This is a genomic window from Cupriavidus basilensis (assembly GCF_029335485.1).
Taxonomy (GTDB): Bacteria; Pseudomonadota; Gammaproteobacteria; order Burkholderiales; family Burkholderiaceae; genus Cupriavidus; species Cupriavidus basilensis_E.
Genome location: NZ_JARJLM010000312.1, coordinates 1 through 23,639 on the forward strand (window position 1 = coordinate 1; position 23,639 = coordinate 23,639).

16 protein-coding genes and 1 pseudogene are annotated in these 23,639 nt (G+C 68.2%); 7 read left to right on the forward strand and 10 right to left on the reverse strand.

Annotated elements, in window-relative coordinates:
* Nucleotides 1-376: pseudogene (locus tag P3W85_RS18160) on the reverse strand (hypothetical protein); the annotation flags it as partial.
* 545 nt (nt 377-921) lie between these two features.
* On the opposite strand from P3W85_RS18160, the gene P3W85_RS18165 reads away from it, so the two are divergent.
* Nucleotides 922-2,055, forward strand: a complete 1,134-nt coding sequence (locus tag P3W85_RS18165) for a TRAP transporter substrate-binding protein (protein WP_017230718.1) — start codon at nt 922-924, stop codon at nt 2,053-2,055.
* 156 nt (nt 2,056-2,211) lie between these two features.
* Entirely contained in the window at nt 2,212-3,102 is an 891-nt protein-coding gene (rarD, locus tag P3W85_RS18170) for an EamA family transporter RarD (RefSeq protein ID WP_276265815.1), read from the forward strand.
* A 335-nt stretch (nt 3,103-3,437) separates the two neighbouring features.
* On the opposite strand, the gene P3W85_RS18175 is transcribed toward rarD, so the two are convergent.
* The 4 genes from P3W85_RS18175 to P3W85_RS18190 form a co-directional block, all read right to left on the reverse strand.
* Nucleotides 3,438-4,421, reverse strand: coding sequence for a 2-dehydropantoate 2-reductase (locus P3W85_RS18175; protein ID WP_276265816.1), 984 nt, complete (start codon nt 4,419-4,421; stop codon nt 3,438-3,440).
* Between the two features lie 61 nt (nt 4,422-4,482).
* Nucleotides 4,483-5,241: a class II aldolase/adducin family protein gene (locus P3W85_RS18180; RefSeq protein ID WP_276265817.1), complete on the reverse strand. Its 759-nt coding sequence runs from the start codon at nt 5,239-5,241 to the stop codon at nt 4,483-4,485.
* Nucleotides 5,242-5,422: 181 nt separating this feature from the next.
* Entirely contained in the window at nt 5,423-6,403 is a 981-nt protein-coding gene (locus P3W85_RS18185; protein ID WP_276265818.1) for a DUF2272 domain-containing protein, read from the reverse strand.
* Between the two features lie 238 nt (nt 6,404-6,641).
* A complete protein-coding gene (locus tag P3W85_RS18190; RefSeq protein WP_017227089.1) occupies nt 6,642-6,920 on the reverse strand; it encodes an HU family DNA-binding protein in 279 nt (92 codons plus the stop codon).
* Between the two features lie 1,443 nt (nt 6,921-8,363).
* Between P3W85_RS18190 and P3W85_RS18195 the strand changes: the two genes are divergently transcribed.
* On the forward strand, nt 8,364-8,885 hold the full coding sequence (locus P3W85_RS18195; protein ID WP_035811915.1) for an SET domain-containing protein: 522 nt from the start codon (nt 8,364-8,366) through the stop codon (nt 8,883-8,885).
* A gap of 41 nt (nt 8,886-8,926) precedes the next feature.
* On the opposite strand, the gene P3W85_RS18200 is transcribed toward P3W85_RS18195, so the two are convergent.
* From P3W85_RS18200 to phhA, 4 genes are all read right to left on the reverse strand, one after another.
* Nucleotides 8,927-10,546 carry a sensor histidine kinase gene (locus P3W85_RS18200; RefSeq protein WP_276265819.1) on the reverse strand — a complete coding sequence of 540 codons (1,620 nt, stop codon included), beginning with the start codon at nt 10,544-10,546 and terminating at the stop codon, nt 8,927-8,929.
* A gap of 24 nt (nt 10,547-10,570) precedes the next feature.
* Nucleotides 10,571-11,275: a response regulator transcription factor gene (locus P3W85_RS18205; protein ID WP_035865653.1), complete on the reverse strand. Its 705-nt coding sequence runs from the start codon at nt 11,273-11,275 to the stop codon at nt 10,571-10,573.
* 151 nt (nt 11,276-11,426) lie between these two features.
* Nucleotides 11,427-11,744, reverse strand: a complete 318-nt coding sequence (locus P3W85_RS18210) for a 4a-hydroxytetrahydrobiopterin dehydratase (protein ID WP_017225857.1) — start codon at nt 11,742-11,744, stop codon at nt 11,427-11,429.
* Nucleotides 11,745-11,936: 192 nt separating this feature from the next.
* The gene (gene phhA / locus P3W85_RS18215; RefSeq protein WP_276265820.1) at nt 11,937-12,881 is read right to left on the reverse strand and encodes a phenylalanine 4-monooxygenase; all 945 of its coding nucleotides are present in this window, start codon (nt 12,879-12,881) and stop codon (nt 11,937-11,939) included.
* 211 nt (nt 12,882-13,092) lie between these two features.
* Here phhA and P3W85_RS18220 point away from each other — a divergent pair, with 211 nt between their 5' ends.
* The 4 genes from P3W85_RS18220 to pbpC all read left to right on the forward strand — a co-directional run bounded on the left by P3W85_RS18220 (nt 13,093) and on the right by pbpC (nt 22,681).
* Nucleotides 13,093-13,566, forward strand: a complete 474-nt coding sequence (locus tag P3W85_RS18220) for an Lrp/AsnC family transcriptional regulator (protein WP_017224496.1) — start codon at nt 13,093-13,095, stop codon at nt 13,564-13,566.
* A gap of 228 nt (nt 13,567-13,794) precedes the next feature.
* A complete protein-coding gene (locus tag P3W85_RS18225; protein WP_276265821.1) occupies nt 13,795-19,752 on the forward strand; it encodes an MG2 domain-containing protein in 5,958 nt (1,985 codons plus the stop codon).
* Nucleotides 19,749-20,450, forward strand: a complete 702-nt coding sequence (locus P3W85_RS18230) for a lysoplasmalogenase (protein WP_017224339.1) — start codon at nt 19,749-19,751, stop codon at nt 20,448-20,450. The genes P3W85_RS18225 and P3W85_RS18230 overlap by 4 nt, the downstream gene beginning before the upstream one ends.
* A complete protein-coding gene (gene pbpC / locus P3W85_RS18235) occupies nt 20,447-22,681 on the forward strand; it encodes a penicillin-binding protein 1C (protein ID WP_276265822.1) in 2,235 nt (744 codons plus the stop codon). The genes P3W85_RS18230 and pbpC overlap by 4 nt, the downstream gene beginning before the upstream one ends.
* Here the strand turns inward: pbpC and P3W85_RS18240 are convergent.
* The gene (locus P3W85_RS18240) at nt 22,678-23,610 is read right to left on the reverse strand and encodes a LysR family transcriptional regulator (RefSeq protein WP_276265823.1); all 933 of its coding nucleotides are present in this window, start codon (nt 23,608-23,610) and stop codon (nt 22,678-22,680) included. The genes pbpC and P3W85_RS18240 overlap by 4 nt on opposite strands.
* Nucleotides 23,611-23,639: the final 29 nt, after the last annotated feature.

Sequence of the window (23,639 nt, forward strand, 5' to 3'; positions counted from 1 at the left end):
CGTCGCTCAAGCCGGCATTTGCCCAGGTAGCTGGCGGGGGCGGCGCCGGCAGCGTCGAGCCAGCGGCATCGCCTGGCTTTGCTTCTTGCTGGGTGCCAGGCCCCGCCGGGGCGGCGGCAACGGGACTGGCGGTATCCGCGGCACTGCCGCCGCCGGGCGCGGCGGCAGGCTCTCCAGCGGTAGCGGGCACGGTTCCACCCGTGCGATCACCGCTTGCGCCGCTCGATGCCGCGCTGCCCGACTGCTCGCTTGCAATCAGGGCCGCCAGCGGATCGGCTGCGGCCTGGGGCGCGGGGGCGGCCTGGATGCCAAATGCGGCAAGGTCCTGCGCGTCTGCTGTCTGCGCGCACGCATTCCATCCCCAGGCGGCCAGCACGGCAATGGCCAGGCACCGGGAATGGAATGCAGGCGGACGGCCGGCAGCGGGCAAAACAGCAAACAACATAGGACAGGACCAGTACGGCGTGATTTTTTAACAGTCGCCCGATTGGACAGCAAGCAGGGTTACAAAATCCGCAACAGTGCGTCCTTCTCACCATATGGAAAGCCGCGCTTCTCTCGCCGGCAGCCTGCTCGGACGAGCTTGCCGCCAGGAATCAGGTGAAGGGAAAACCCCCGAGAACCCCCTTTTTCCTAGCGAAAACCCGGACTTTCACGACCCCCCGTGACGAAAGGGCCACCGCTATAATCGTCTGGCCAGTCCGACGGGTACGGACCGGCCCCCGAGCCTGTTATGAAAGCATGCCAGCATACGCCGCGCTGTATGACACGCCGTATGGCATGCCTTCGTAACAGGCTCATTGTTGCGCGGCCGCCGTACCCCGGCTTCCTGCGCGTCACGGCACGGAACCGGATGCCCACGCATGACGTGAGCGCGCCTGATCCTGATGCCGCGCTAAAAATCGATAACGAGGAGAAGGTATGGAACGTCGTTCCTTTCTGTTGAAGGCATCGGCCGTGGCCGCCACCGGGGCGCTGGCTGCGTGCGGCAAGGAAGAAAAGGCCGCGGCGCCCGCCGCCGCCGGTGCCAGCGCACCGGCCGTGATCGGCAGCAACCCGGCCGTGGAATGGCGCCTGGCTTCCAGCTTCCCGAAGTCGCTCGACACCATCTACGGCGGTGCCGAACTGCTGTCGGCCCGGGTCAAGGAACTGACCGACGGCAAGTTCAACATCAAGGTCTTCGCCGCCGGCGAAATCGTGCCGGGACTGCAGGTGCTGGACGCGGTGCAGAACAACACCGTGCAGATCGGCCATACCGCCGGCTACTACTACTTCGGCAAGAACCCGACGCTGTGCTTCGACACCACCATCCCCTTCGGCCTGACCGCGCGCCAGCAGAACGCCTGGATGTTGCAGGGCAACGGCATGAAGCTGATGCGCGAGTTCTTCAAGGAATACAACGTCGTCAATTTCCTGGGCGGCAACACCAATGCGCAGATGGGCGGCTGGTTCCGCAAGGAAATCAAGACGGTCGCCGACCTGCAGGGCCTGAAGTACCGTATCGCCGGTTTTGCCGGCGTGGTGCTGGCGCGCCTGGGCGTGGTGCCCCAGCAGATCGCCGGCGGCGACATCTACCCCGCGCTGGAGAAAGGCACCATCGACGCGGCGGAATGGGTTGGCCCCTACGATGACGAGAAGCTCGGCTTCTACAAGGTTGCCCCGTACTACTATTACCCGGGCTGGTGGGAAGGCAGCGCGCAGCTGTCCTTCTACTCGTCGGCCACCGAGTACGAAAAGCTGCCAGCGCTGTACAAACGCGCACTGGAAACGGCGACCATCGAAGTCCACACCACCATGATGGCCAAGTACGATGCGGTGAATCCGCAAGCGCTGGCCCGCCTGCTGGAAAACGGCGTGAAGCTGCGTCCGTTCTCCAAGGAGATCATGGAAGCCTGCTTCAAGGCCACCCAGGACGCCTACGCCGAGGAAACCGCCAAGAATCCGTCGTTCAAGAAAATCTACGACGACTGGCGCGTGTTCCGCAACAACGAGGCCGCGTGGTTCAACGTGGCCGAGCAGGCGTTCTCGCAGTTCAGCTTCGCGCGCAAGCTGTAAGCGCGGCGCCGGGGCAGGCGGGCCGTTACCGCTTTGCCCCGTTCGCGCCGGGTCCGCGGCGCCGCCGATCCCGAGGCGGCGTACCGCGGCCGCAAGCCCGTGCCCAGCACGGGCTTTTTTACGCCGGTAGAATCGCCCGATTCCTTGGGACTTCATATGCAAACCGGCATCATCTACGCGCTGCTCGCTTACATCATCTGGGGCTTGCTGCCGCTCTATATCAAATCCCTGCACGGCATCGCGCCGATGGAGATCCTGCTGCACCGGATGGTGTGGTCGCTGGTGTTCCTGGGCCTGGTGCTCACCTGGCGGCGGCACTGGGGCTGGCTGCGCGGGGTCGGGTCCAACCCGCGCCTGCTGGCGGGCTTTGCCGCCAGCGCGCTGCTGCTGAGCGGCAACTGGTTCCTCTACATCTGGTCGGTCTCGAACGGACGGGTGGTGGATGCGAGCCTGGGATATTTCATCAATCCGCTGTTCAATGTGCTGCTGGGCGTGCTCTTCCTGCACGAGCGGCTGCGCCCCGGCCAGTGGGCCTCGATCGCCCTGGCGGCGGCGGGGGTGATCTGGCTGACCGTGGCTGCCGGCCAGCTGCCGTGGATCGCGCTGGCGCTGGCCGGCACCTTCGGCGGCTATGGGCTGCTGCGCAAGACCGCGACGCTGGGCGCGCTTGAAGGCCTGTCGCTCGAGACCATGCTGCTGTTCCCGCTGGCGGCGAGCGCCCTGGTTTACCTGTTCGCGACCGGCCAGGCCGACTTCAGCCGCGCCAGCGGCGGCGTGCAGGTGCTGGCCTTGCTGGCCGGCCCGGTCACCGCTGTGCCCTTGCTGCTGTTCGCCGCGGGTGCGCGCCGCCTGCCGCTTTCCTTGCTCGGGCTGCTGCAATACACCGGCCCGACGCTGCAGCTACTGCTGGGCGTGTGGCTATGGAACGAACCGTTTCCGGCCAGCAAGCAGGCAGGCTTCGCGTTGATCTGGCTATCGCTGGCCATCTACGCGATGGAAGGCATCTGGGCCGGGCGCCGGCGGGCCGGGGCGGTGCTGCAGCGTTAGGAAGCGGAAGAGCAACCTGGGCACTGAACAAGGCTGTCACTCCCTCTCCCACAAGTGGGAGAGGGGAGACCACCTGCGCAGACCCAGATCCGTCAGCTGCACATCATCAATCAGATGAATTAATTTACCTATAAATATCAAGTAAAATTTATCTGGCAAATATTTATAGCGGTTTGCATAGCATGTGCTCTGCGGACCTGGTCATGTCGGTTGATGAGATCACCCATCTTTAATTCATTCCATCTATCCATCAAGCAAGCTCAAAACGATCTTGATCGATAGCAAGAATAAAACCAGGCACCCCCGGATACCGCCTTCAGCCCGTCCCTACCACCTCAGTAAAGCCCACGTACCTGCGCATGCAGCCTTACCAGGCCAAGCAGCGCGTCGATATTCGGCGTGGCGATACCGACATGCTGGCCAATTTCCCGCACCGACGCCACCAGCGCGTCGATCTCCAGCGGGCGCCCGGCCTCCGCATCCTGCAGCATCGAAGTCTTGAAGGCCCCCAGCTTGCGCGTCACCTGGCTGCGCTCTTCACCGCTTTGGGCGATCGGGCAGCCGATGGCGGCGCCGATATGGCCGGCTTCCGCCATCACCGCCAGGCAGAAGCGGTTGACCAGGGGATCGTCAAGGATGCGGTCGCAGGTGGCGCCGGTCAGTACCGAGACCGGGTTCATCGTCATATTGCCCCACAGCTTGAACCAGATTTCCTGCTGGATCGCGGCGCTGCGCTCGACTTCCAGGCCACCGCTCTCCAGCAGGCTGGCCACCGCCTCCACTTTGCCGGCCGCCTTGCCCGCCGCACCGCCCGCCGCGCCCAGGATCAGGCGCGCGCCAAACCCGTGCCGCACCGTGGCCGGTGCGGGCGTGGAGGCGGTCAGGTGCACCACGCAGCCGATGACCTGCCCGGCCGGGATGGCCAGCGCGATAGCGCCCTCCGGATCCACGGTCTGCAGCGATAGCCCCGCGTGCGGGCCCGGCCGCTCGAAAAACCACCATGGCACGCCGTTCATCGCGGTCACCACCACCGTTTCGGGGCCGATCAGCGGCCCGATGGTTTGCGCCAGCGGCGGCAATGCCGGCGCCTTGACCGCCAGGATCACCACATCCTGCACGCCCAGGGCCGCGGGATCGCTTTCCGCGCGGACCCGGAAGGTCTCGGTGCGCCCGCCCTCTATCAGTGTCAGGCCCTGCTCGCGCAGGGTGGACAGGGTCTGGCCGCGCGCGAGCACGTTGGGCGCCTGGCCGGAACGGGCCAGCCTCGCGCCGATAAAGCCGCCGACGGCGCCTGCGCCGACGATGCAAAGAGAAGTCATGGCTGCCTTGCCTGAGGTTGCGGGGGAACCCAAATATATTTACGCGAAGAATCAAGCATGATTAATCCCGATACGAAACATCGATTCCGTCGATTTCCCGGGTCAGTGCCGCGAACACGTCCTCGCCCGCGCCGAACTTGGGATTGAACTGCAGCGAGTCGCGCGTGCACTTGCGCTGGATCTCCTCGGGCACCGGCAGCGCGGCACCCATGGACAGCGTGGCCAGCTGGATCTCGCAGGCGCGGTTGAGCAGCCAGAGCGTGGAAAAGGTGCGGGCGATGCTGTCGCCCCAGGCCAGCAGACCGTGGTTGCGCAGGATCACGGCGGGCTTGTCGCCGATATTGCGCACCAGGCGGGGCCCTTCGTCGCCGTGCACGGTGATGCCTTCGAAAGGATGGTAGGCCACTTTGTCGAATAGCTGGGCCGCATAGAAGTTGCTCATCGACAAACCCTGCGCCGAGCAGGCCACCGCCATGCCGGCCGTGGTGTGGGTATGCATCACGCAATGCGCGCCCGGGATACCGGCGTGGATGGCCGCATGCACCACGAAGCCGGCCGGATTGACGGGCCAGCGGCTCTCGCCGACCACCTCGCCGGCCAGGTCGATCTTCACCAGGTTGGAAGCGGTGACCTCCGCATAGCGCAGGCCGAAGGGATTGATCAGGAAATGCGGCGAGCCGCCGCCAGCCTCGGGCGGCAGGCGCAGCGTGATGTGGTTGTAGATCAGCTCGGTCCAGCCCAGCCGGTCGAAGATGCGGTAGCAGGCGGCTAGCTTGACGCGCGCCTCCCATTCCGCCGGGTGACAGTTTGCGACAGCCATGCAGGTCTCCTCTGCGTTTGGCGCGGCGCCGGTGCGCGCGCGTTTGCGGTGCTGTTCGGGTGGGATCGGGCCGCGCGGGAACCGCTAGCCGCGGTGGCGGCCCGATTTATTACCATGTTAATGATTTTACGGGACGGGTCAAGCCGGGGTTATCGCCGGGGCCGCTGGTTCCGCAATGCCGCTAAGGCAAGGTGTTGCGCATGATCAGCAGCCACGGCATATGCGAGTTGGTTACGCCGTCGATCATGCCGGAGTCTCCCAGTTCGATCAGCTCCATCGAGACCGATTGCTGGACATTGCCGCCAATGGCCTTCACCAGGCGCGCCGCGGGATCCACCTCGACCACGATGTCGCAATGCATGGGTGTGGTCCCGAAACCGATCTCGTCCGGGCTGACGAGGTACTTGTCGCGCCCGCGCGCGGCGCAGATGACATCGCCCGGGCGCGGCATGGCGGGCACCGGTTCGATACGGAAGGCCGGCGCCGGCAGGATGCCGTCGCGCGCGTCCACCACGTACATGGAGTGCGAATCGCCGGTCAGGAACTGGCGGTCGTCCAGGCCAGCCTTGCGCATCACCCAGGAAATGAAGACCGCGGACCAGGCCCAGTTGCCCTGGGTGATCTGGCGGCAGCTGACCGGCTTGCCGACGATGCCCCAGTAGCGCTGGGCCAGCTTGCAGCCTTGCGGGGTGGCCTCCATGCCGGTGCCATCCGGGAACCGCAGGCAATTGGTCTCGCTGCCGGTGTCGTCCTGGCTGTCGGCTGCGCGGTCGGTCGAATCGGCGGGCTCGATGTTGCCGGCGGCCTCGGTATCCGCCACGGGCATGCCCGGCAGGACCGGCGGCGGCAGGGGGCTGTCGGTCACGCAGGCGGTGTCGTCACGGCCCAGGCGCACGGTCTGGCCACCCCAGCGCTGCCACTCCTGCCAGGCGATCTCGACAATGCGCTGGCGCGGCGTGGCGCCGGGTGTCGTTACCGGCCGTTCGCTGTCGGGCAAGGGGGTGGCCTGCGGCCGTGCCGGCGGCGATGGCGTGGTGCAGCCCGAGAGCAGCGCGAGGGCCGTCAGCAGGCTCAGGCCAAGCAGGCGCGCCTGTGGAAAATTTTGTGGGAAACGTTGTGAATAAAGCTGTGGAAATCTGCCTGACGGCGATCGAGGATGCATGAGAGACCCACTGGGCAGGACGCCCTGGACCCTTGTATTTACTGAGGGAAGGCGCCGATAGGGCACTATCTTACCGGGCTTGCGGGGGGTACTGCATATACCGCGGGGGGACAGGATAACCGGGGGGCCGGCATTGTGGATAACGCCCCCCGCCTGGCGCTCACCTGCGCCATCTGGCGACTGGCGGCGGCACGGCGGGGTTGATCCGGCGGGGCTGGCGCGGGGCCGCCCGCGAGACTTACTGGTTCACTGCGTCCTTGAACTTCTGGCCAGCCTTGAACTTGACGGTCTTGGCGGCTTCGACCTTGATTTCTTCGCCGGTACGCGGGTTGCGCGCCATGCGCTCGCCGCGCTCGCCCTGGCTGAACGTGCCAAAGCCGATCAGGCTCAGGGTGTCGCCCTTGGCCACGGCGTCCATGATGGCGCCCAGCGTCACGTTCAGCGCTTGTTCTGCCTTAGCCTTGGTCAGGCCGTCCACGCCGGCCGCGATGGCGTCGATCAGTTCGGTTTTCGTCATGCTTCACTCCGTGTCGAGTTGATAAAACAAGGACGCCTGGCTGGGCCGGCACGCTGGGCACCGGCGTCGGCAAAGGCGCCGCGGGCCACATCATACCGTGTCGGGCCGCGCTGGCTTGGAACAGATTGTTACAGCGCCCGCCCGCCAGCCCGCGCCGGCTGGGGCTTTGCCGGGATTCTGAGAGCCATCGGACACCTCTGCGGGCGCCTGGATGCCCCTCTGGCGATCGAACGGCTCGGGGTGTGCCATGGGACATCCCGCCATGAAAAACGGCTCCAGGGGCTTCCTGGCCGTTCTCAGAGGTATTGCCGGCCGAGCGGCAGGACCGGGGGCAGACAACGTGCCGCTGCGCCCCAAGTCTTCCATGACCACCGGAATCCGTCCCTTTTGGTCTACATGCCTTGCCTGCGTGTTGTCAGCCGCTATGCGCGCCGCGTTTGCCTTTCCGCCCTTGCAGCGGCGTATACGCGGCGTAGCGCAGCCACGACCCGTTGAGCGCCTTTAAACGTCACATGAACTATTGTGCATTGGCCGCGATGCCCGGCGCGGATCTGTTTGCCGGGTATTCGCGGGATGCATGCCTTGTTTGCGGCGTATACGCCGAGCGGTGCGCAGAGGCAAACATGGATCCTTGCAGTGGCGTATACGGGCGGGACGTATACCGCAGGCACCGCCAAGCCGTGGTGCGTATACGTCGAAACCCTGGATTCTTGCCGGCGCATTGGCGCGTTCGCTTGCTTGCGAACAGCCGACAAATCCCAGGAGTAAAAAAATCTTGCCTGGCGGCAGGTTTACGGCCGTTTATTTTCTTTCCCCGGGATGACTTGCCGATAGCAGGACGCAGTCCTTCGGTTTACTTCTTTCTTTCATGTATACAGATAGTAGTAGTAGGTAAACGGCGTGCTTTTCTGTGGATAACTGGATTAATTCCTTATAAATCAACGTGTTGCAGAGCGTGTAAGTGGTGGGACCCGGTGTTGGCCGCCGTGGATGACTAGCCCTTGTCGGCGACGGTGCCGGAAACAACCCTCCGAGTTATGCCTGATGCGTCCCCATGCCAACCCCAGGCAGCCCACATGAATCGCGTGTCCTTATCCACAGAAGCGGGCTGGGTTATCCACATCGGGCGCGGGTCCGGCGGCGGTATACGCGGCAGGCACGGCGCTTTCCTGGCGTCGTATACGTGCGCCCGTATACGTGTCTGGCGACGGCGCGTGAACTACCCGGGCGCTGCGCGTATACGGAAATTTGCCAGGCAAGGGGATGCCGGCGGCAAAGTGGGCAGGTATCATCGCCAGCGCGCAGCCACGCGGGGTGGCGGGCCAGCGGATCAATACGGGGTGGCATATGGCGGAACAGGTGAAGCGAGAGGAAGCGAAGCAGGACAGCGGGGAAGCGAAGAATGTGAAGGACGTCACTGGCGCTGGGAGCGGGAACGCCGGAATGGCGGAGAAGGCGGAGCCGGAGAAGCGCGCCAAGGGCAAGAAGGACGGCAAGCGCAAGACCGCTTCCGACCGTGTCGAGGTGCGCCGTTCGGGCGTGCACGGCAAAGGCGTCTATGCCATCGCCCCGATTGCCGAAGGCGAGCGCATCATCGAATACAAGGGCGAGCATATTTCGTGGAAAGAGGCGCTCAAGCGCCATCCGCACGATCCCGCCGATCCCAACCATACCTTCTATTTCAGCCTGGAAGACGGCGACGTGATCGACGCCAAGTTCGGCGGCAACCGCGCGCGCTGGATCAACCATGCCTGCGACCCCAATTGCGAGGCGCGCGAGAAGAAGGGGCGCGTGTTCATCCACGCGCTGCGCGATATCGCCGGCGGCGAGGAACTGTTCTACGACTACGGGCTGGTGATCGACGCGCGCTACACCAAGAAGCTCAAGAAGGAATTCGAGTGCCGCTGCGGCAGCCCGCATTGCCGCGGGACCATGCTGGCGCCGAAGGAAAAGAAGGGCAGGTAAGACCTCGCGGGGTAGCGCGGATCCAGGGTCCCCGCCTGGCTTCAGGCGGTGCCTGCCGCCTCGCACGGGATGCGGATCACGAACCGCATCCCGCGTGTCTCGCCCTCCGGCCCGGAGGGCGGCACATCCTCGATACGGATGGTGCCGTGATGCAGGCCGATGATTTCGTGCACGATGGCCAGACCAAGGCCCGCGCCGGCAGGCGTCTGCGCATTGGGGCCCGGTGCCTGGTCGCCACGGAAGAAGCGCTTGAAGACTTCTTCGCGACGCGCAACGGGGATACCCGGCCCGTTATCTTCCACCATCACCACCGCCATGCCGCGGTGGCCGAGCGCCTCGCCGCCGGCACGCACCGTGATGTGCCCGCCGGCCGGCACATATTTCACCGCATTGTCGATCAGGTTGCTGAGCGCCTCGCGCAGCAACAGGCGGTTGCCGCGTATCACCGACGGCGCGGCCCCGGTGAAGGTGGGGCCGGGCAGGGTCTCGAAGCCCAGGTCGATCTGGCGCGCCAGCGCCTGGGGCACCCACTCGGCGCCGGTCTCGAAGGCCAGCGTGGCCAGGTCGAAATGCTCGATGGGCCCGAGCCGCTCCAGCGATAGTCCCGGCTCGGCGCGCGCCAGCGACAGCAGCTGGTTGGACAGTCGCACAGCGCGGTCGGCCGCCGATTGCAGCTCGCGCAGCGCGTGGTCTGTCACCGCGGGATCGTCGGACAGCACAGCACGGTCGGCGTGCAGCTTGACCGCGGTGAGGGGCGTGCGCAACTGGTGCGCGGCGTCGGCAATGAACTTGCGCTGCGCGTCGAGCGCGTCGCGCAGCCTGGCCAGCAGCGCATTGAGCGCGCGGATCAGCGGCTCCACTTCGGCCGGCACCTGCGTTTCGTCGAGCGGTGCCAGCGAGCGCGCGGTCTGGCGGTTGAGCTTGTCGGTCAGGATCTGCAGCGGCACCAGCTCCTCCTTGAGCACGTGCGACAGAATCAGGCTGCCGACCACCAGCAGCAGGATCAGCGGCACCGATACCGACAGCAGGATCTCGTTGGCGGCGGTCTCGCGCCGGTCCAGCAGCTCGGCCACCTCGATCACGATGGGCCCGCGCGGGGTGCGCCCGGCCTCGCTGGTGGCCAGTTCGTCCGAAGCCGGGCTGGGCAGGTTGACCGGCAGGCGCACCGCGCGCACCTGGCGTCCGCTGAACCAGGCGTAGAACAACCGCGCGTCATGCAGCGAGGTCTGCCCGGTGCCGTAGCCCAGCCACGTATCCATGCCGCCGATCAGTCCGTCCGGGCCATGGATGCGCCAGTAGATGCGGTCGGTGCCTTCGGCCTCGACCAGCGTCTGGGCGATCATCGGGATGTCCTGCTCGAGCCGCGGGCCGGCGATGCGGATCTGCTGGGCGATATTGTTGGCCACGCCGTACAGGGCGCGGTCGAATACCTGGGTGGTGTAGTGGGCGGCTAGCCAGTAGGACAGCGAGCCGCTGGTCAGCACCAGCGCGAACAGCGGCGTGGCGAGCGCACGCAGCAGATGCACGCGCAGGCTTTGCGTGGAAGCGGCGCGCGGCGGTTGCGCGGCGGTCTGCGCCGCGGCAGCGGCCGTGGCGGGCGCGCCGCCGGCTGCGCCGGTCAGAGCCTTGCGGGGTTGGGGAGGACGTGAACGCAGCCACATGGCGGGCTTGCCGGATGCGCGGGGTCAGGTGCCGGCGCGGATCTGCAGCAGGTAACCGAAGCCGCGCACGGTGACGATCTCCACGTCGCTTTCTTCCAGCTTCTTGCGCACGCGGTGCACATAGACCTCGATGGCGGTGTCGCCGACCGTGTCGCCGCCTTCGCCGGCGGGATGCGCGAAGGTGGCGAGGTGGTCCTGCAGCTGCGCCTTGCTGACCACGCGGCCCTGGCGCTGCAGCAGCAGCTCCAGCACGGCGAATTCGCGCGGCGAGAGTTCCAGCGGCTTGCCGTCGATAAACATGCGGCGATCGTTGCCCGACAGGCGCAGCCGGCCCAGGCGCACATCGCGCTCGGGCGCGGCCTCGCCGTGCTGGCTGCGCCGCAGCAGGACGCGCACCCGCGCTTCCAGCTCGGGCAGGGCGAAGGGCTTGACCAGGTAATCGTCGGCGCCGGCGTTCAGGCCGGAGAGCTTGTCTTCGAGCTCGTCGCGCGCGGTGAGGATGATGACCGGCGTGGTGCGGTTGCGGGCGCGGTAGCGCGCCAGCAGAGTCATGCCGTCGATGCCGGGCAGGCCCAGGTCGAGGATCACCAGGTCATGCTGTTCGCGCAGCAGGTGCTCGGTGGCGTAGACGCCGTCGTGCACCACGCGCACCTGATGGCCGGCCTGGGATAAGCCGGCTTCGACGCCACTGGCAATCTGGCGGTCGTCCTCGATCAGAAGGATACGCATGGGAGCAGGGAGGAAAGCTGGAAAGGGAACAGGAAAGTGACAAACGGTCAGCCACTGATTGTACAGCCCAGGACTCCCTCCGTGCTTTCGCCTTGCCTTCAGTTGCATACAACTCGTAGGCAGGGCGCCTGCCGTGCGCCCGATGGTGCACTCAGGCCTTGGCCAGCGAAGCGGCTGCGCGCTCGATAAAGCCGGCCAGGTCGATATCGCGCCGGGTCAGGCCGTTGGCGTCATGGGTGGACAGGGTGATGTCGACCCGGTTGTAGACGTTGAACCACTCGGGGTGGTGATCGGCTTTTTCCGCGGCAAGCGCCACGCGCGCCATGAAGGCGAAGGCGGCGTTGAAGTCGGCGAAGGTGAAGCGCTTGTGGATGGCGTCGCGGTCTGCGACGGCTTCCCAGCCGGGCAGGGCCGCCAGCAGCGGCGCACGTTCTTCAGCGGAAAGGGGGACGAGGGGCGCAGGGGACATGATGGGCTCGATGGTTGAAATGGTAAGAGACAAGGAGGGAGGCCGGCCCGCCCGTCCAGCCTTCGGCGCCGGTGCGGCCAGGGCGCCGCGGGGGCCGGAGCGGGCATGCCGCCATTGTTTCACAAAGCTTGCGCGCCGGCGCCCGCCCGCCGGTGGCGCGCGAGGCGGCCGGGACGGGGCCCGGGTTCGGGATCAGACGTCGTCGCTGTCGGCCCAGCCTTCGCGGTTGCCGCGATTGAGCACCAGGTCGGCGGCGGCCACGTCGCCCGCGCCCAGCGTGGGCTGTGCGCGCAGTTCGTCATAGAGCGGCGCGAAATCGGGGCGGGTGGCGTCGAACAGCTGGTCGAAGCTGTCGATCACGAAGTAGGTTTTCTGGAAGGTGTCGATGCGGTAGCGCGTGCGCATGATGCGCCGCACATCGAAGCCGATGCGGTTGGGGCTGGCCGAATCCAGGCTGTAGACCGATTCGCCCTGGCTCGACAGGATGCCCGCGCCGTAGATGCGCAGGCCTTCCGGCGTGCGGATCAGGCCGAACTCCACGGTGTACCAGTACAGCCGCGCCAGCATGTCGAGCGCGCCCAGCGAGGCAGCCTTGAGCCCGCCTTTGCCGTAGGCTTCCATATAGTTGGCAAAGACCGGGTTGATCAGCAGGGGCACGTGGCCGAATACGTCGTGGAAGCAGTCCGGCTCCTGCAGGTAGTCGAGCTGCTCGGGCTTGCGCATCCACCAGCTGGCGGGAAAGCGCCGGTTGGCCAGGTGCTCGAAGAACACCGCGTCCGGCACCAGGCCGGGCACCGCCACCACCTGCCAGCCGGTGGCGCGCATCAGGGTTTCGTTGAGCTGGGCGAAGCTGGGCACGCGCTCCTTGTCCATCCCGAGCGTGGACAGGCCCTGCAGGAATTCGTTGCAGACGCGGCCGCGCAGCATCGAGGCCTGGCGCTCGTACAGCTTGCGCCACACTGCGTGGTCGGTCTCGGTATAGCGTTCCAGCGGCTGCTCGATGGTGAAATCGGCGCGCAGATCCTGGCCGGACAAGAGTCCGGCGTCGAATTGTTCCTTGAGCTTGTCGGTCAGCGTGCCGGCAAAGCTTGCCTGGGCGTTGCCTGCCTGACGGGGGGCGGTAGCCGTTGCGTCCATGCTTTATCTCCTGCAGATTTACCGCACAGTTTAGCTAGGAGGTGACGCAGATGGCCCGCAAAAACGGCTTGCATTCGTCATGCAATGCGCATAACGCGCAGAAATTTGATATTGTTTGCGGAAAACACGCGAGGGTGCGCTGCCGGTGGCAAACGGCGGCCGCCCATGCATGACAAGAACAGGACAAGCACAGATCCAAGGCGACCCGACCATGCTCAATCTCGACCCATTCGACCTCGCGCTGCTGGCGGCCTTGCAGACCGACGGCCGCTCCACCCACCAGCAACTGGCCGAGCGCATCCATCTGTCTCCCAGCCAGATCGGCCGGCGGCTGGCGCGGCTGGAAGCCGACGGCGTCATCACCGGCTATCGCGTGGTGCTGTCGCCGCCGGCGCTCGGGCTCGGCGTGCTGGTCTTCACCAGCGTCAAGCTGGCCCACCATGGCGACACCATCGTGGAACGCTTCCGCGAAGATATCCTGTTGCTGGAGGAAGTGCAGGAATGCTATTCGGTGGCGGGCGAGGCCGACTACCTGCTGCGCATCATGGTGGCCGACCTGCCCACGCTGGCTGAATTCACCATGAAGAAGCTGATGCGCGTGCCGGGCGTGGAGAGCGTGCGTTCCAATATCGTGCTGACCGCGCTCAAGCGCGACGGACCCCTGCCGCTGTCGCATTTGCGATAGCGGGCACGCGTCTGCCCGGTGGGCGGGCTTGCGCTTGACATGCGCCCATGTCACCCTCGCCGGATGCCACAGACCGGAGGGAGCAGGATGACGCAGATCGTCGCTCGGATTGACCAGCGTGCGAAAGGTAGTGCTAGCAGCAATCGTGGGAATGGGGAAAGCCGTGGGCGCCGGTGGGCCGCAGCGGCCTGTCTGCCGGCGTTGCTTGCTGCGGTGGTGACAGCGGCGATGGCGCTGCCGGGCCTGGCCCGGGCGGCGCAGATCGTCCGCCTCTCGCCGGAGGGCGAGGTCTCGCGCGTGCGGCAGGTGGCGATCCGGTTCGACGAGGCGATGGTGCCGCTTGGCGATCTGCAGGCGAGTCCGCCCGCCACGGTGTCCTGCAGCGGCACGGCGATCGATGGCCAGGCGCGCTGGATCGATGCGAAGAACTGGGCGTTCGATTTTGCGCGTGACCTGCCGCCCGGCGTCAAATGCGCGGTGCGCATCGTCGCCGGCCTGAAGAGCGAGGCGGGCAAAGCCTATGCCGGCAAGCCGGAATACCGCTTCGAGACCGGTGGCCCCACGGTGGTCTCGGCGCGTCCCGGCGGTGGCGAGATCGAGGAAGACCAGGTCTTCGCGCTGCGCTTCAATGGCCCGGCCAGCGCCGACTCCGTGCGCGCCGCGGCGTGGTGCCAGGCGCAGGGCCTGGGCGAGCGCATCCCGGTGCGCCTGCTGGGCGGCAAGGAACGCGACGCCGTGCTGGGCGCGCTGCACTGGAAGCTCAAGGCCGGCGAGGCCGACACCGTGCACCTGCTGGCCTGCCAGCAGCGCCTGCCTTCCGGCGCGCGCATGCAGCTGGTGCTGGGCAGCGGCATCGCCACCCCCTCCGGCGTGGCCACGCGCGACGAACGGCGCTTCGACTACACCGTGCGCGAGCCTTTCACCGCCAGCTTCACCTGCGAGCGCGAGCGTGCGCAGTCGCCCTGCACGCCGTTGCGTCCGCTCTCGCTGTCGTTCTCGGCACCGATCTCGCGCAGGGATGCCGAGCATATCCTGCTCAACACCCCAAAGGGGCCGCGTGCGCCGCGGTTCGAGCCTGGCGCCGGGCGCGATGCGCCGGTCAGCAGTGTCACTTTCGCACCGCCGTTCGAGGAGAAGACCGAATTCACGCTGTCGGTGCCCGCGGGGCTGAAGGACGACAGCGGCCGCGCCTTGTCCAATGCCGACCTGTTTCCGCTCAAGCTCAGTACCGCGGCGATGCCGCCGCTGGCCAAATTCTCCGCTGCGCCGTTCGGCGTGCTCGAGCGCTTTGGCGAACTGCCCAAGGGCAAGTCGCCGGCCGACTATCCCGCGCTGCTGCCGGTGACGCTGCGCAATGTCGAGGCCGACCTGCCCGCGCAAGGCGTGCGGGCGCAGGCCGGTACGGTACGCCGGCTCAAGGTGGACGACGATGGCGCGGTGCTGCGCTGGTACGGACTGGTGCGGCGCCTGCATGAGAACAGCTGGACCCGGGGCGAACTCGATGCCATTCTTGCGGGCCGCTCGCCATCGGCGGTCAGCAACCCGCGCAACGCGCCCGCCATCGAGACCCGCACGGTTTCCCTGCTGGATGGCGTGGCTGGCGTGCGCAAGCTCGCCGTCCCGCAACTGTCGGAGCCGGACGGCAAGGCGCCGCGCCCCTTCGAGGTGGTGGGCATTCCCTTGCCCGAAGCGGGCTTCCATGTGGTGGAGATCGCTTCGCCGATGCTCGGCGCGGCGCTGCTCGGCAAGGCCGCGCCCATGTATGTGCGCACCGCCGCGCTGGTGACCAATCTCGGCGTGCATTTCAAGCTCGGGCGCGGGCCCGGCAAGCTGAGCGCGCTGGCCTGGGTCACCACGCTCGACGATGGCAAGCCGGTGGCCAATGCCGCGGTGGCGCTGCGCGATTGCAGCGGCAAGCTGCTGGCCTCGGGACGCACCGACGCCGCCGGGCTGGCCAGTTTCGGCGGCCTGGACGATGCGCGCGAGCGCAATTGCGACGACAACGGCCTGTCCGGCTATTTCGTTTCCGCGCGCATCGCGGCCGACCATCCGCAGGCGCGCGGCCAGGCCGACATGGCCTTCGTCATGTCCGGCTGGAACCAGGGCATCGAGAGCTGGCGCTTCAATGCGCCCACCGACACCAGCGCGGTGCCCGACGTGCGCGTGCACACCATCTTCGACCGCAGCCTGCTGCGTGTCGGCGAGACGGTGTCGATGAAACACCTGATCCGCACCGAGTCCGCGCACGGCTTCGCGCTGCCGGCGGCCGGCGAGCCCTTGCCGGAGAAGCTGGTCATCCGCCACGAAGGCAGCGGCCAGACCTACGAGCAACCGGTGCAGTGGCGCACCACCGCCACCGGAGGGCGCAGCGCGGAGAGCAGTTTCGCGATTCCGCCAGCGGCCAGGCTTGGCGTCTACTCGGTGTCGCTCAGCGATGCGAAGGAGCGCGTGTTCGATAGCGGCAGTTTCCGCGTCGAGGCTTTTCGCCTGCCGGTGCTGGCGGGTACGCTGAAGGCCGGCAGCGGTGGCGCGCTGGTGGCCCCGGGCGAGGTGCCGCTCAATCTCGAAGTGCATTACGTGTCGGGTGGCGGCGCGGCAGGCCTGCCGGTGCAGGTGTCGGCGCTGCTGCGCGACAAGTTCGTGCGCTTCGCGGATTACGACGGCTATTCCTTCACGCCGCCGCGCGCGCCCGGCAAGGATAGCAGCGGCGACGAGGACGAGAGCGAGGAGGGCGCCCCCGCCCGCGACGAGGCGCAGAAGCTGGTTGCGGACAAGCTGCCGCTCAAGCTGGACAAGAACGGCGGCGGCACGCTGACGCTCAAGAACATGCCGAGGCTGGATGCGCCCAAGGACCTGGTGGTGGAGTCCGGCTTTGCGGACCCCAACGGCGAGATCCAGACGCTGCGCCAGACCGTGCCGCTGTGGCCGGCGGGCGTGGTCGCCGGCATCCGTACCGAGAGCTGGGTGTCGGTCAAGCAGAAGCTCGTGGTGCACGGGCTGGCGCTCGATCCGCAGGGCCGGCCGCAGGCCAATGTGCCGATCGCCGTGCGCGCCCAGTTGCGCACCACCACCTCGGTGCGCAAGCGCGTGGTGGGCGGTTTCTATCGCTACGACAATCGCAGCCAGAGCAAGGATCTGGGCAGCGTGTGCGAGGGCCATACCGATGCGCAGGGCCGCATGCAATGCGAAGTGTCGCTGGCCGAAGCGGGGCAGGTGGAGCTGGTGGCGCAAGCCAGGGACAACACCGGGCGGGTTTCGCAAGCGGGTACCACGGTGTGGGTGACGCGCCAGGGAGAACTCTGGTTCGGCGGCGAGAACAATGACCGCATCGACCTGTTGCCGGAGAAGAAGGCGTATGCCCCGGGCGAGACCGCGGTGTTCCAGGTGCGCATGCCGTTCCGCCATGCCACCGCGCTGGTGGCGGTGGAGCGCGAGGGCGTGCTGGAAACCAGCGTGGTGGAACTCAACGGGCGCGATCCCACCGTGCGGGTCAAGGTCAGGCCGGAGTGGGGGCCCAATGTCTACGTCTCGGTGCTGGCCTTGCGCGGACGTTTGCGCGAAGTCCCGTGGTATTCCTTCTTCACCTGGGGCTGGCGCCAGCCGGGCGAGTGGTGGCAGGCGTTCCGCAGCGAGGGCCGCGAGTACGCCGCGCCCAGCGCGCTGGTGGATCTGTCCAAGCCCGCCTTCCGCCTCGGGCTGGCGGAGATCCGCGTCGGCAACGAAGGCTACCGGCTCGATGTGAAGGTGACACCCGACAAGCCCAGCTACCCGGTGCGCGGCAAGGCGCAGGTGACGGTGCAGGTGAAGCTGCCCGACGGCAAGCCCGCCGCCAACGGGGAAGTCGCGCTGGCAGCGGTGGACGAGGCGCTGCTGGAGCTGATGCCCAATACCAGCTGGGACCTCCTTGACGCGATGCTGCGGCGGCGCAGCTATGGCGTGGAAACCGCCACGGCCCAGATGGAAATCATCGGACGGCGCCACTACGGACGCAAGGCGGTGGCAGCAGGCGGCGGCGGCGGCAAGAGCCCGACGCGCGAGCTGTTCGATACCCTGCTGCTGTGGAACCCGCGCGTGCAGCTCGACGGCGAGGGGCGGGCCACGCTGACGGTGCCGCTCAACGATGCGCTGACGCGCTTTCGCGTCGTCGCCGTGGCCGACCTGGGCGTGGGCCGATTCGGCAACGGCAGCGCCACCATCGTCGCCACGCAGGACCTGCAGCTGATCTCGGGCCTGCCGCCGCTGGTGCGCGAGGAGGACCGTTACCGGGCCATGTTCTCCTTGCGCAATACCACCCAGCGCGCGATGACGGTGCGGGCCGTGGCGCGCGCGACGCCGCCGGGGCAGGGGACACAGCCGCAGGCGTTGCCGGCGCAGACGGTGGAAATTCCCGCCGGCGAATCGCGCGAGCTCGGCTGGGACGTGAGCGCGCCCCTGCTGCCGGCCGGATCCACGGTGCAGGATGGCGCGGTGCAATGGGAGGTGGAAGCGGCCGAAGCCGCCAGGGCGAGCGGCGGCACCGGCGCCGCGCCTGGCGCAAGCGACCGCATCAGGCTTTCGCAGCAACTGGTGGCGGCGGTGCCGCTCACCGTCCAGCAGGCCACGCTGGCGCAACTGGCGCCGAACCTGTCGGTGCCGGTGCGTGCCCCCCAGGGCGCGCTCACCGATGCCGTGGGGCAGACGCGCGGCGGCCTGCAGGTCAACCTGCAGGCTTCGCTGGCAGGGGGCATGCCGGGCGTGCGCGAGTGGTTCCGCAACTATCCGTTCTCGTGCCTGGAGCAGCGTGCCTCGCGCGCGGTGGGGCTGGGCGACGCGGCGCAGTGGAATGCGCTGACGGCGCAACTGCCCGGCTATCTCGACAAGGATGGGCTGGCTTCGTACTTCCCGCTGCAGAACGATGCGGAGAGCGGCAGCGAAGTGCTGACCGCCTACCTGCTGGCCTTGTCCGACGAGGCCGTGCGCGCGGGCCTGCCGCTGCGCCTGCCCGACGAAGCGCGCGCGAGCATGGAACGCGGGCTGGCCGCCTTCGTCGAAGGCCGCATCAAGCGCAACCGTTGGGCGCCCACGCAAGACCTGGAAGTGCGCAAGCTGGCCGCGCTCGAAGCGCTCTCGCGCAGCGGGCACGCGCAGGCGCGCATGCTCGGCTCGATCCAGATCCTGCCGGCGCAATGGCCTACCTCGGCGCTGCTCGACTGGATCGCCTTGCTGTCGCGCGTGCAGGATATCCCGCAGCGCGACGAGCGGCTGGCGCAGGCGCAGCAGATACTGCGCGCGCGGCTGACGGTGCAGGGCACGCGGCTGGCGTTCTCCACCGAGCGCGACGACAACTGGTGGTGGCTGATGAGCGGCGGCGATCTCAACGCCGCGCGCCTGCTGTCGCTGTCGCTCGACCTGCCGGGCTGGAAAGACGAAAGCGCACAGCTTGCCACCGGACTGCTTGGCCGCCAGATGCGCGGCGCGTGGGGCACCACCACGGCCAACGCCTGGGGCGCGCTGGCGGTCGCGCGCTTTGCGCAGGCCTTCGAGAAAACCCCGGTGGCGGGCGCGACGCGCGTGACGCTGGAGGGCGTGCCCGAGGCTGCGCGCGGCTTCGACTGGGCGCGCGCAGCCAAGGTCGATGGCGTGGCCGGCGGCAGCGTGAGCCTGCCGTGGCCGCGCGCGGGTGCTGCCGCCAGCCTGCGCGCCGACCATGAAGGCGCCGGCAAACCCTGGGCCACGGTGCGGGCGCTGGCGGCGGTGCCGCTGGCCGCGCCGCTCTCGGCGGGCTATCGCATCACGCGCAGCGTGAGCGCGCTGGAGCAGGCGGTGCCCGGCAAATGGTCGCGCGGCGACAGTTATCGCGTGAAGCTGCAGATCGATGCGCAGGCCGACATGACGTGGGTGGTGGTGAGCGATCCGGTGCCTGCCGGCGCCACCATCCTCGGCAGCGGTCTCGGCCGCGATTCGGAAATCGCCACGCGCGGGGAGCAGCGCAAAGGTGCATGGCCCGCTTTCACCGAGCGCACGCAGCAGGCATTCCGCGAGTATTACGCTTACATGCCGCGCGGCAGCGCCACGGTGGAATACACCGTGCGCCTGAACAACGCCGGCGAGTTCGCCCTGCCGCCTACGCGGGTGGAGGCGATGTACGCGCCGGACGTCTTCGGCGCACTGCCCAATGCCAGACTGACCGTAGGAGCACGCCCTTGAGCTGGCTTGCAATGATGATGCCCGCGCGGGTGCGCGAGTGGTGGCTGGCCGGTTCCCTGGCCGGCCTGGTTTACGGCGGCCTGCTGGTCATGGTCGCGATGGATTCGGCGCCCGGCGCGCCGCTTAACGGGCAGATCGCCTTCCAGCCGTTGTGGAAGACCGCGATGGCCCTGCTGCTGGCGCGTGCGGCGCGCTTCCATCCGGCGCGCCGCGAGCGGTACTGGCTGATGGCCGCGCTGCTGTTCTCCGCGCTGGGCGATTTCCTGCTGGCGCTGCCTTGGCTGTCCTTCTCCTTCATCGGTGGGCTAGGGGCGTTCCTGCTGGCGCACTTCGCCTACCTTGGCCTGTTCGTGCCGATGGCAGGCGACTGCCGCCCACATCGCCTGGTCGGCTGCGGCGTGGTGGTGGGCGCGGCCGGTGTCATGCTCGGGCGCTTCTGGCCCAACCTGGGCGCGCTGTCGGTGCCGGTCTCGATCTACGTGCTGGCGCTGGCGGCAATGGCCTGCGCCGCGCTGTTGGCCAGGCTGCCTACGCCGCTGGCGGCGATCGGCGCGCTGTCCTTTGCGGTTTCCGACGCGCTGCTTGGCAGCGCGCGCTTCCTGGTGCCCTTCGATAGCTTCGCGCTCGGCATCTGGTGGACCTATGCCGCGGCGCAGGTGCTGCTGGTGGCTGGCGTGGTGGCCAGGCCCGACCAATGAGACGGTGCCCGCGTGCCGTGCGTGCCGCTTTCCTGTCGCTCTGGGCGGCGAGTGCCTGCGCGCATGCGCTGCCGTCGTTCGACAGCGTGCGTGCAGGCTGGCGCAGTGCCGACGTGGTGGTGCTCGACCGCCACGGCGATCCGCTGTCCCGCGTGCGCGACGATTTCCGTGCGCGTCGCGGCGACTGGGTCACGCTGGCAGAGATCTCGCCGGCGGTGCGCACGGCAATCGTGCTGTCCGAGGACCGGCGCTTCTACGCCCACAGCGGCGTGGACTGGCAGGGCGTGGCCGCGGCGGCCTGGGCCAACCTGTGGAACACCCGCACGCGTGGTGCTTCCACGCTCACCATGCAGCTCGCAGGCCTGCTGGACGACGACCTGCGGCGCGCCGGCGGCGGGCGCAGCGTGAGCCAGAAGATGGCCCAGGCGGTGCGCGCCGCCGCGCTCGAGCGCGGCTGGAGCAAGGACCAGATCCTCGAAGCCTATCTCAACCTGGTGCCGTTTCGCGGCGAGCTGGTGGGATTGTCCGCGCTGTCGCAGGCGCTGTTCGGCAAATACCCCAGTGGTCTCGACGCACGCGAGGCAGCGCTCGCGGTGGCGCTGGTACGTGCGCCCAACGCAGGCGCGCAGCAGGTGGCTCAGCGCGCCTGCGGCATCCTGCGCGAACAGCAAGCGCCGAAGGCATGCGAAGGCCTGGATGGTTTTGCGCAGCTTGCCTTGCTGCGCGGTGGCGGCAGCGCATCCATGTCGTCCGCGCAAGCGTCAAGCCTGGCGCCGAACCTGGCCCCGCATCTGGCACGCATGCTGGTCGCGCAGGCCCGTGCGGCCGGCACGGTGCCGCCGGCCATCGCATCCACCCTCGATGCCGGCCTGCAGCGTACCGCCGCGGCCAGCCTGGACCGGCACCTGCGCGAGCTCGCCGGGCGCAATGTGGAGGACGGCGCGGTGGTGGTGATCGACAACGCCAGCGGCGATGTGCTGGCTTATGTGGGCTCGTCGGGCGCGCTGTCCGCCGCCGCGCAGGTGGATCATGCGGCGGCGCCGCGCCAGGCCGGCTCCACGCTCAAGCCGTTTCTCTATGAGCAGGCGCTGGAGGCGCGGCGGCTGACCACGGCCTCGCTGCTCGATGACCGGCCGGTCAACCTGCCCACGGGCGGCGGTGGCGGGCTCTACGTGCCGCAGAACTACGACCGGCAATACGCGGGCTGGGTCAGCATGCGCGCGGCGCTGGCGTCGTCGCTGAATGTGCCCGCGGTGCGCACGCTGGTGATGGTGACGCCCCATCGCTTTCACCAACGCCTCACCGCGCTCGGGCTGCCGCTGGCGCAGGCCGGGGACTACTACGGCTACAGCCTGGCGCTGGGCAGCGCCGATGTGCCGCTGCTGGCGCTCGCCAATGCGTATCGCGCGTTCGCCAACGGCGGGCGTTACGCGCCGGTGCGGCTGCGCGTGGATGCGCCGGCGGTGCCGGCGCGCGCGGTCATGTCGCCCGCCGCGAGCTACCTGATTGCCGACGTGCTATCCGACCGCCACGCGCGAGCGCGCACCTTTGGTCTCGACAGCCCGCTCACCACGCGCTTCTGGAGCGCGGTCAAGACCGGCACTTCCAAGGACATGCGCGACAACTGGTGCGTGGGCTGGTCGCAGCGCTACACGGTGGGCGTGTGGGTGGGCAATGCCAGCGGCGCGAGCATGCACGAGGTGTCCGGCGTCTCCGGCGCGGCGCCCGTATGGCACGAAGTCATGGAGGCATTGCACCGCACAGTGCCGAGCCTGGCGCCCGCCATGCCCGCCGGGGTGGAGCGCGTGCCTTTGCGTTTTGCCAACGATCTGGAACCGGCGCGCGAGGAAGTGTTCCTTGCCGGCACCGCGATGCGCGTGGTCAACGTGGCCAGCGCGGACAGCGCGCGCGCTGCCGCGCGGGCCGGCACGCAAGCCGGCGCGTTTTCCATCGCCAGTCCCGCCGACGGCACCGTGTTCGCGCTCGATCCCGATATCCCGCCGGCGGCGCAGCGCGTGTGGTTCCATGCCGAGGGCGTGAGCGGACAGACCGCGCAGCGCGTGCGCTGGCGCATCGATGGCAAGCCGCTCGGGCGCGGCGGGCAGGTGGCGTGGCTGCCCTGGCCGGGCCGGCACCAGGTGGAGCTGCTGGATGCGGGCGGAAAGGTGGTGGACCGCATCGGCATCGAAGTGCGCGGCGCGGTGGCGCGGACAGCTGCGCCGCGCGGCTAGGCTGGCGTGCCGGCGAGCGGCGCGCGTGCCTTGAGGAAATCGACGAATACGCGCAGCTTGGGCGGCATCAGCAGGCGGCCGGGGTAGTACAGATGGAAGCCGTCGAAGGGCGGCGACCACGCGTCCAGCACCGTCACCAGCTGGCCCGAGGCGAGCGCCGCGCGCAGATGCGTCTCGAACTCATAGATCAGCCCGAGCCCGGCGATAGCGGCCTGGTGCAGCAATGCTTTGTCGTTGGCGATCAGGGCGACGCCGGTATCCACGGTGAACTGGCGCGCGGCATGCACGAACTCCCAGCGGTAGACCTTGCCCGTGGGGCCGAAGCGATAGTGCAGGCAGGCATGCGCATGCAGGTCGCGCGGCTGCGTTGGCTTGCCGTGCCGCGCAAAGTAGTCCGGCGTGCCCGCCACCACCATGCGCATCGGGCCGGTGACGGGGATCGCCACCATATCGCGCTGCAGCGACTCGCCCAGGCGCAGGCCCGCATCGAAGCCCTCGGCGATCAGGTCGACGAAGCGGTCGTCGGTGGTGACGTCGACGCAGATCGACGGATAGGCGCGCATGAAATCGACCAGCACCGGCTGCAGCGCGGCCGCCGCCGCCGAGTAGGACGTGGTGATGCGCAGCGTGCCGGCCGGCATGTCGCGCTGCTGGCGGGTGTCGTCGGCGGCGGCGCCGATCTCGGCCAGCGCGGGCTCCACGCGCGCCAGCAGCGCGGCGCCGGCCTCGGACAGCCCGACGCGGCGCGTGGTCCGCTGCAGCAGGCGCACGCCCAGGCGTTGCTCCAGCTGGCGGATGGTCTGGGAGATGGCCGACGGGCTCACCGCCAGCGCTGCGGCGGCGGCGGTGAAGCTGCCCAGGCGCGCCACGCGGACGAAGGCGGCCATGGCGGGCAGCAGGTCGGGATCGAGGGAGGCGTCGGGTTTCATGGTGCGGCGAGATTAGCATGCGGCGCGCT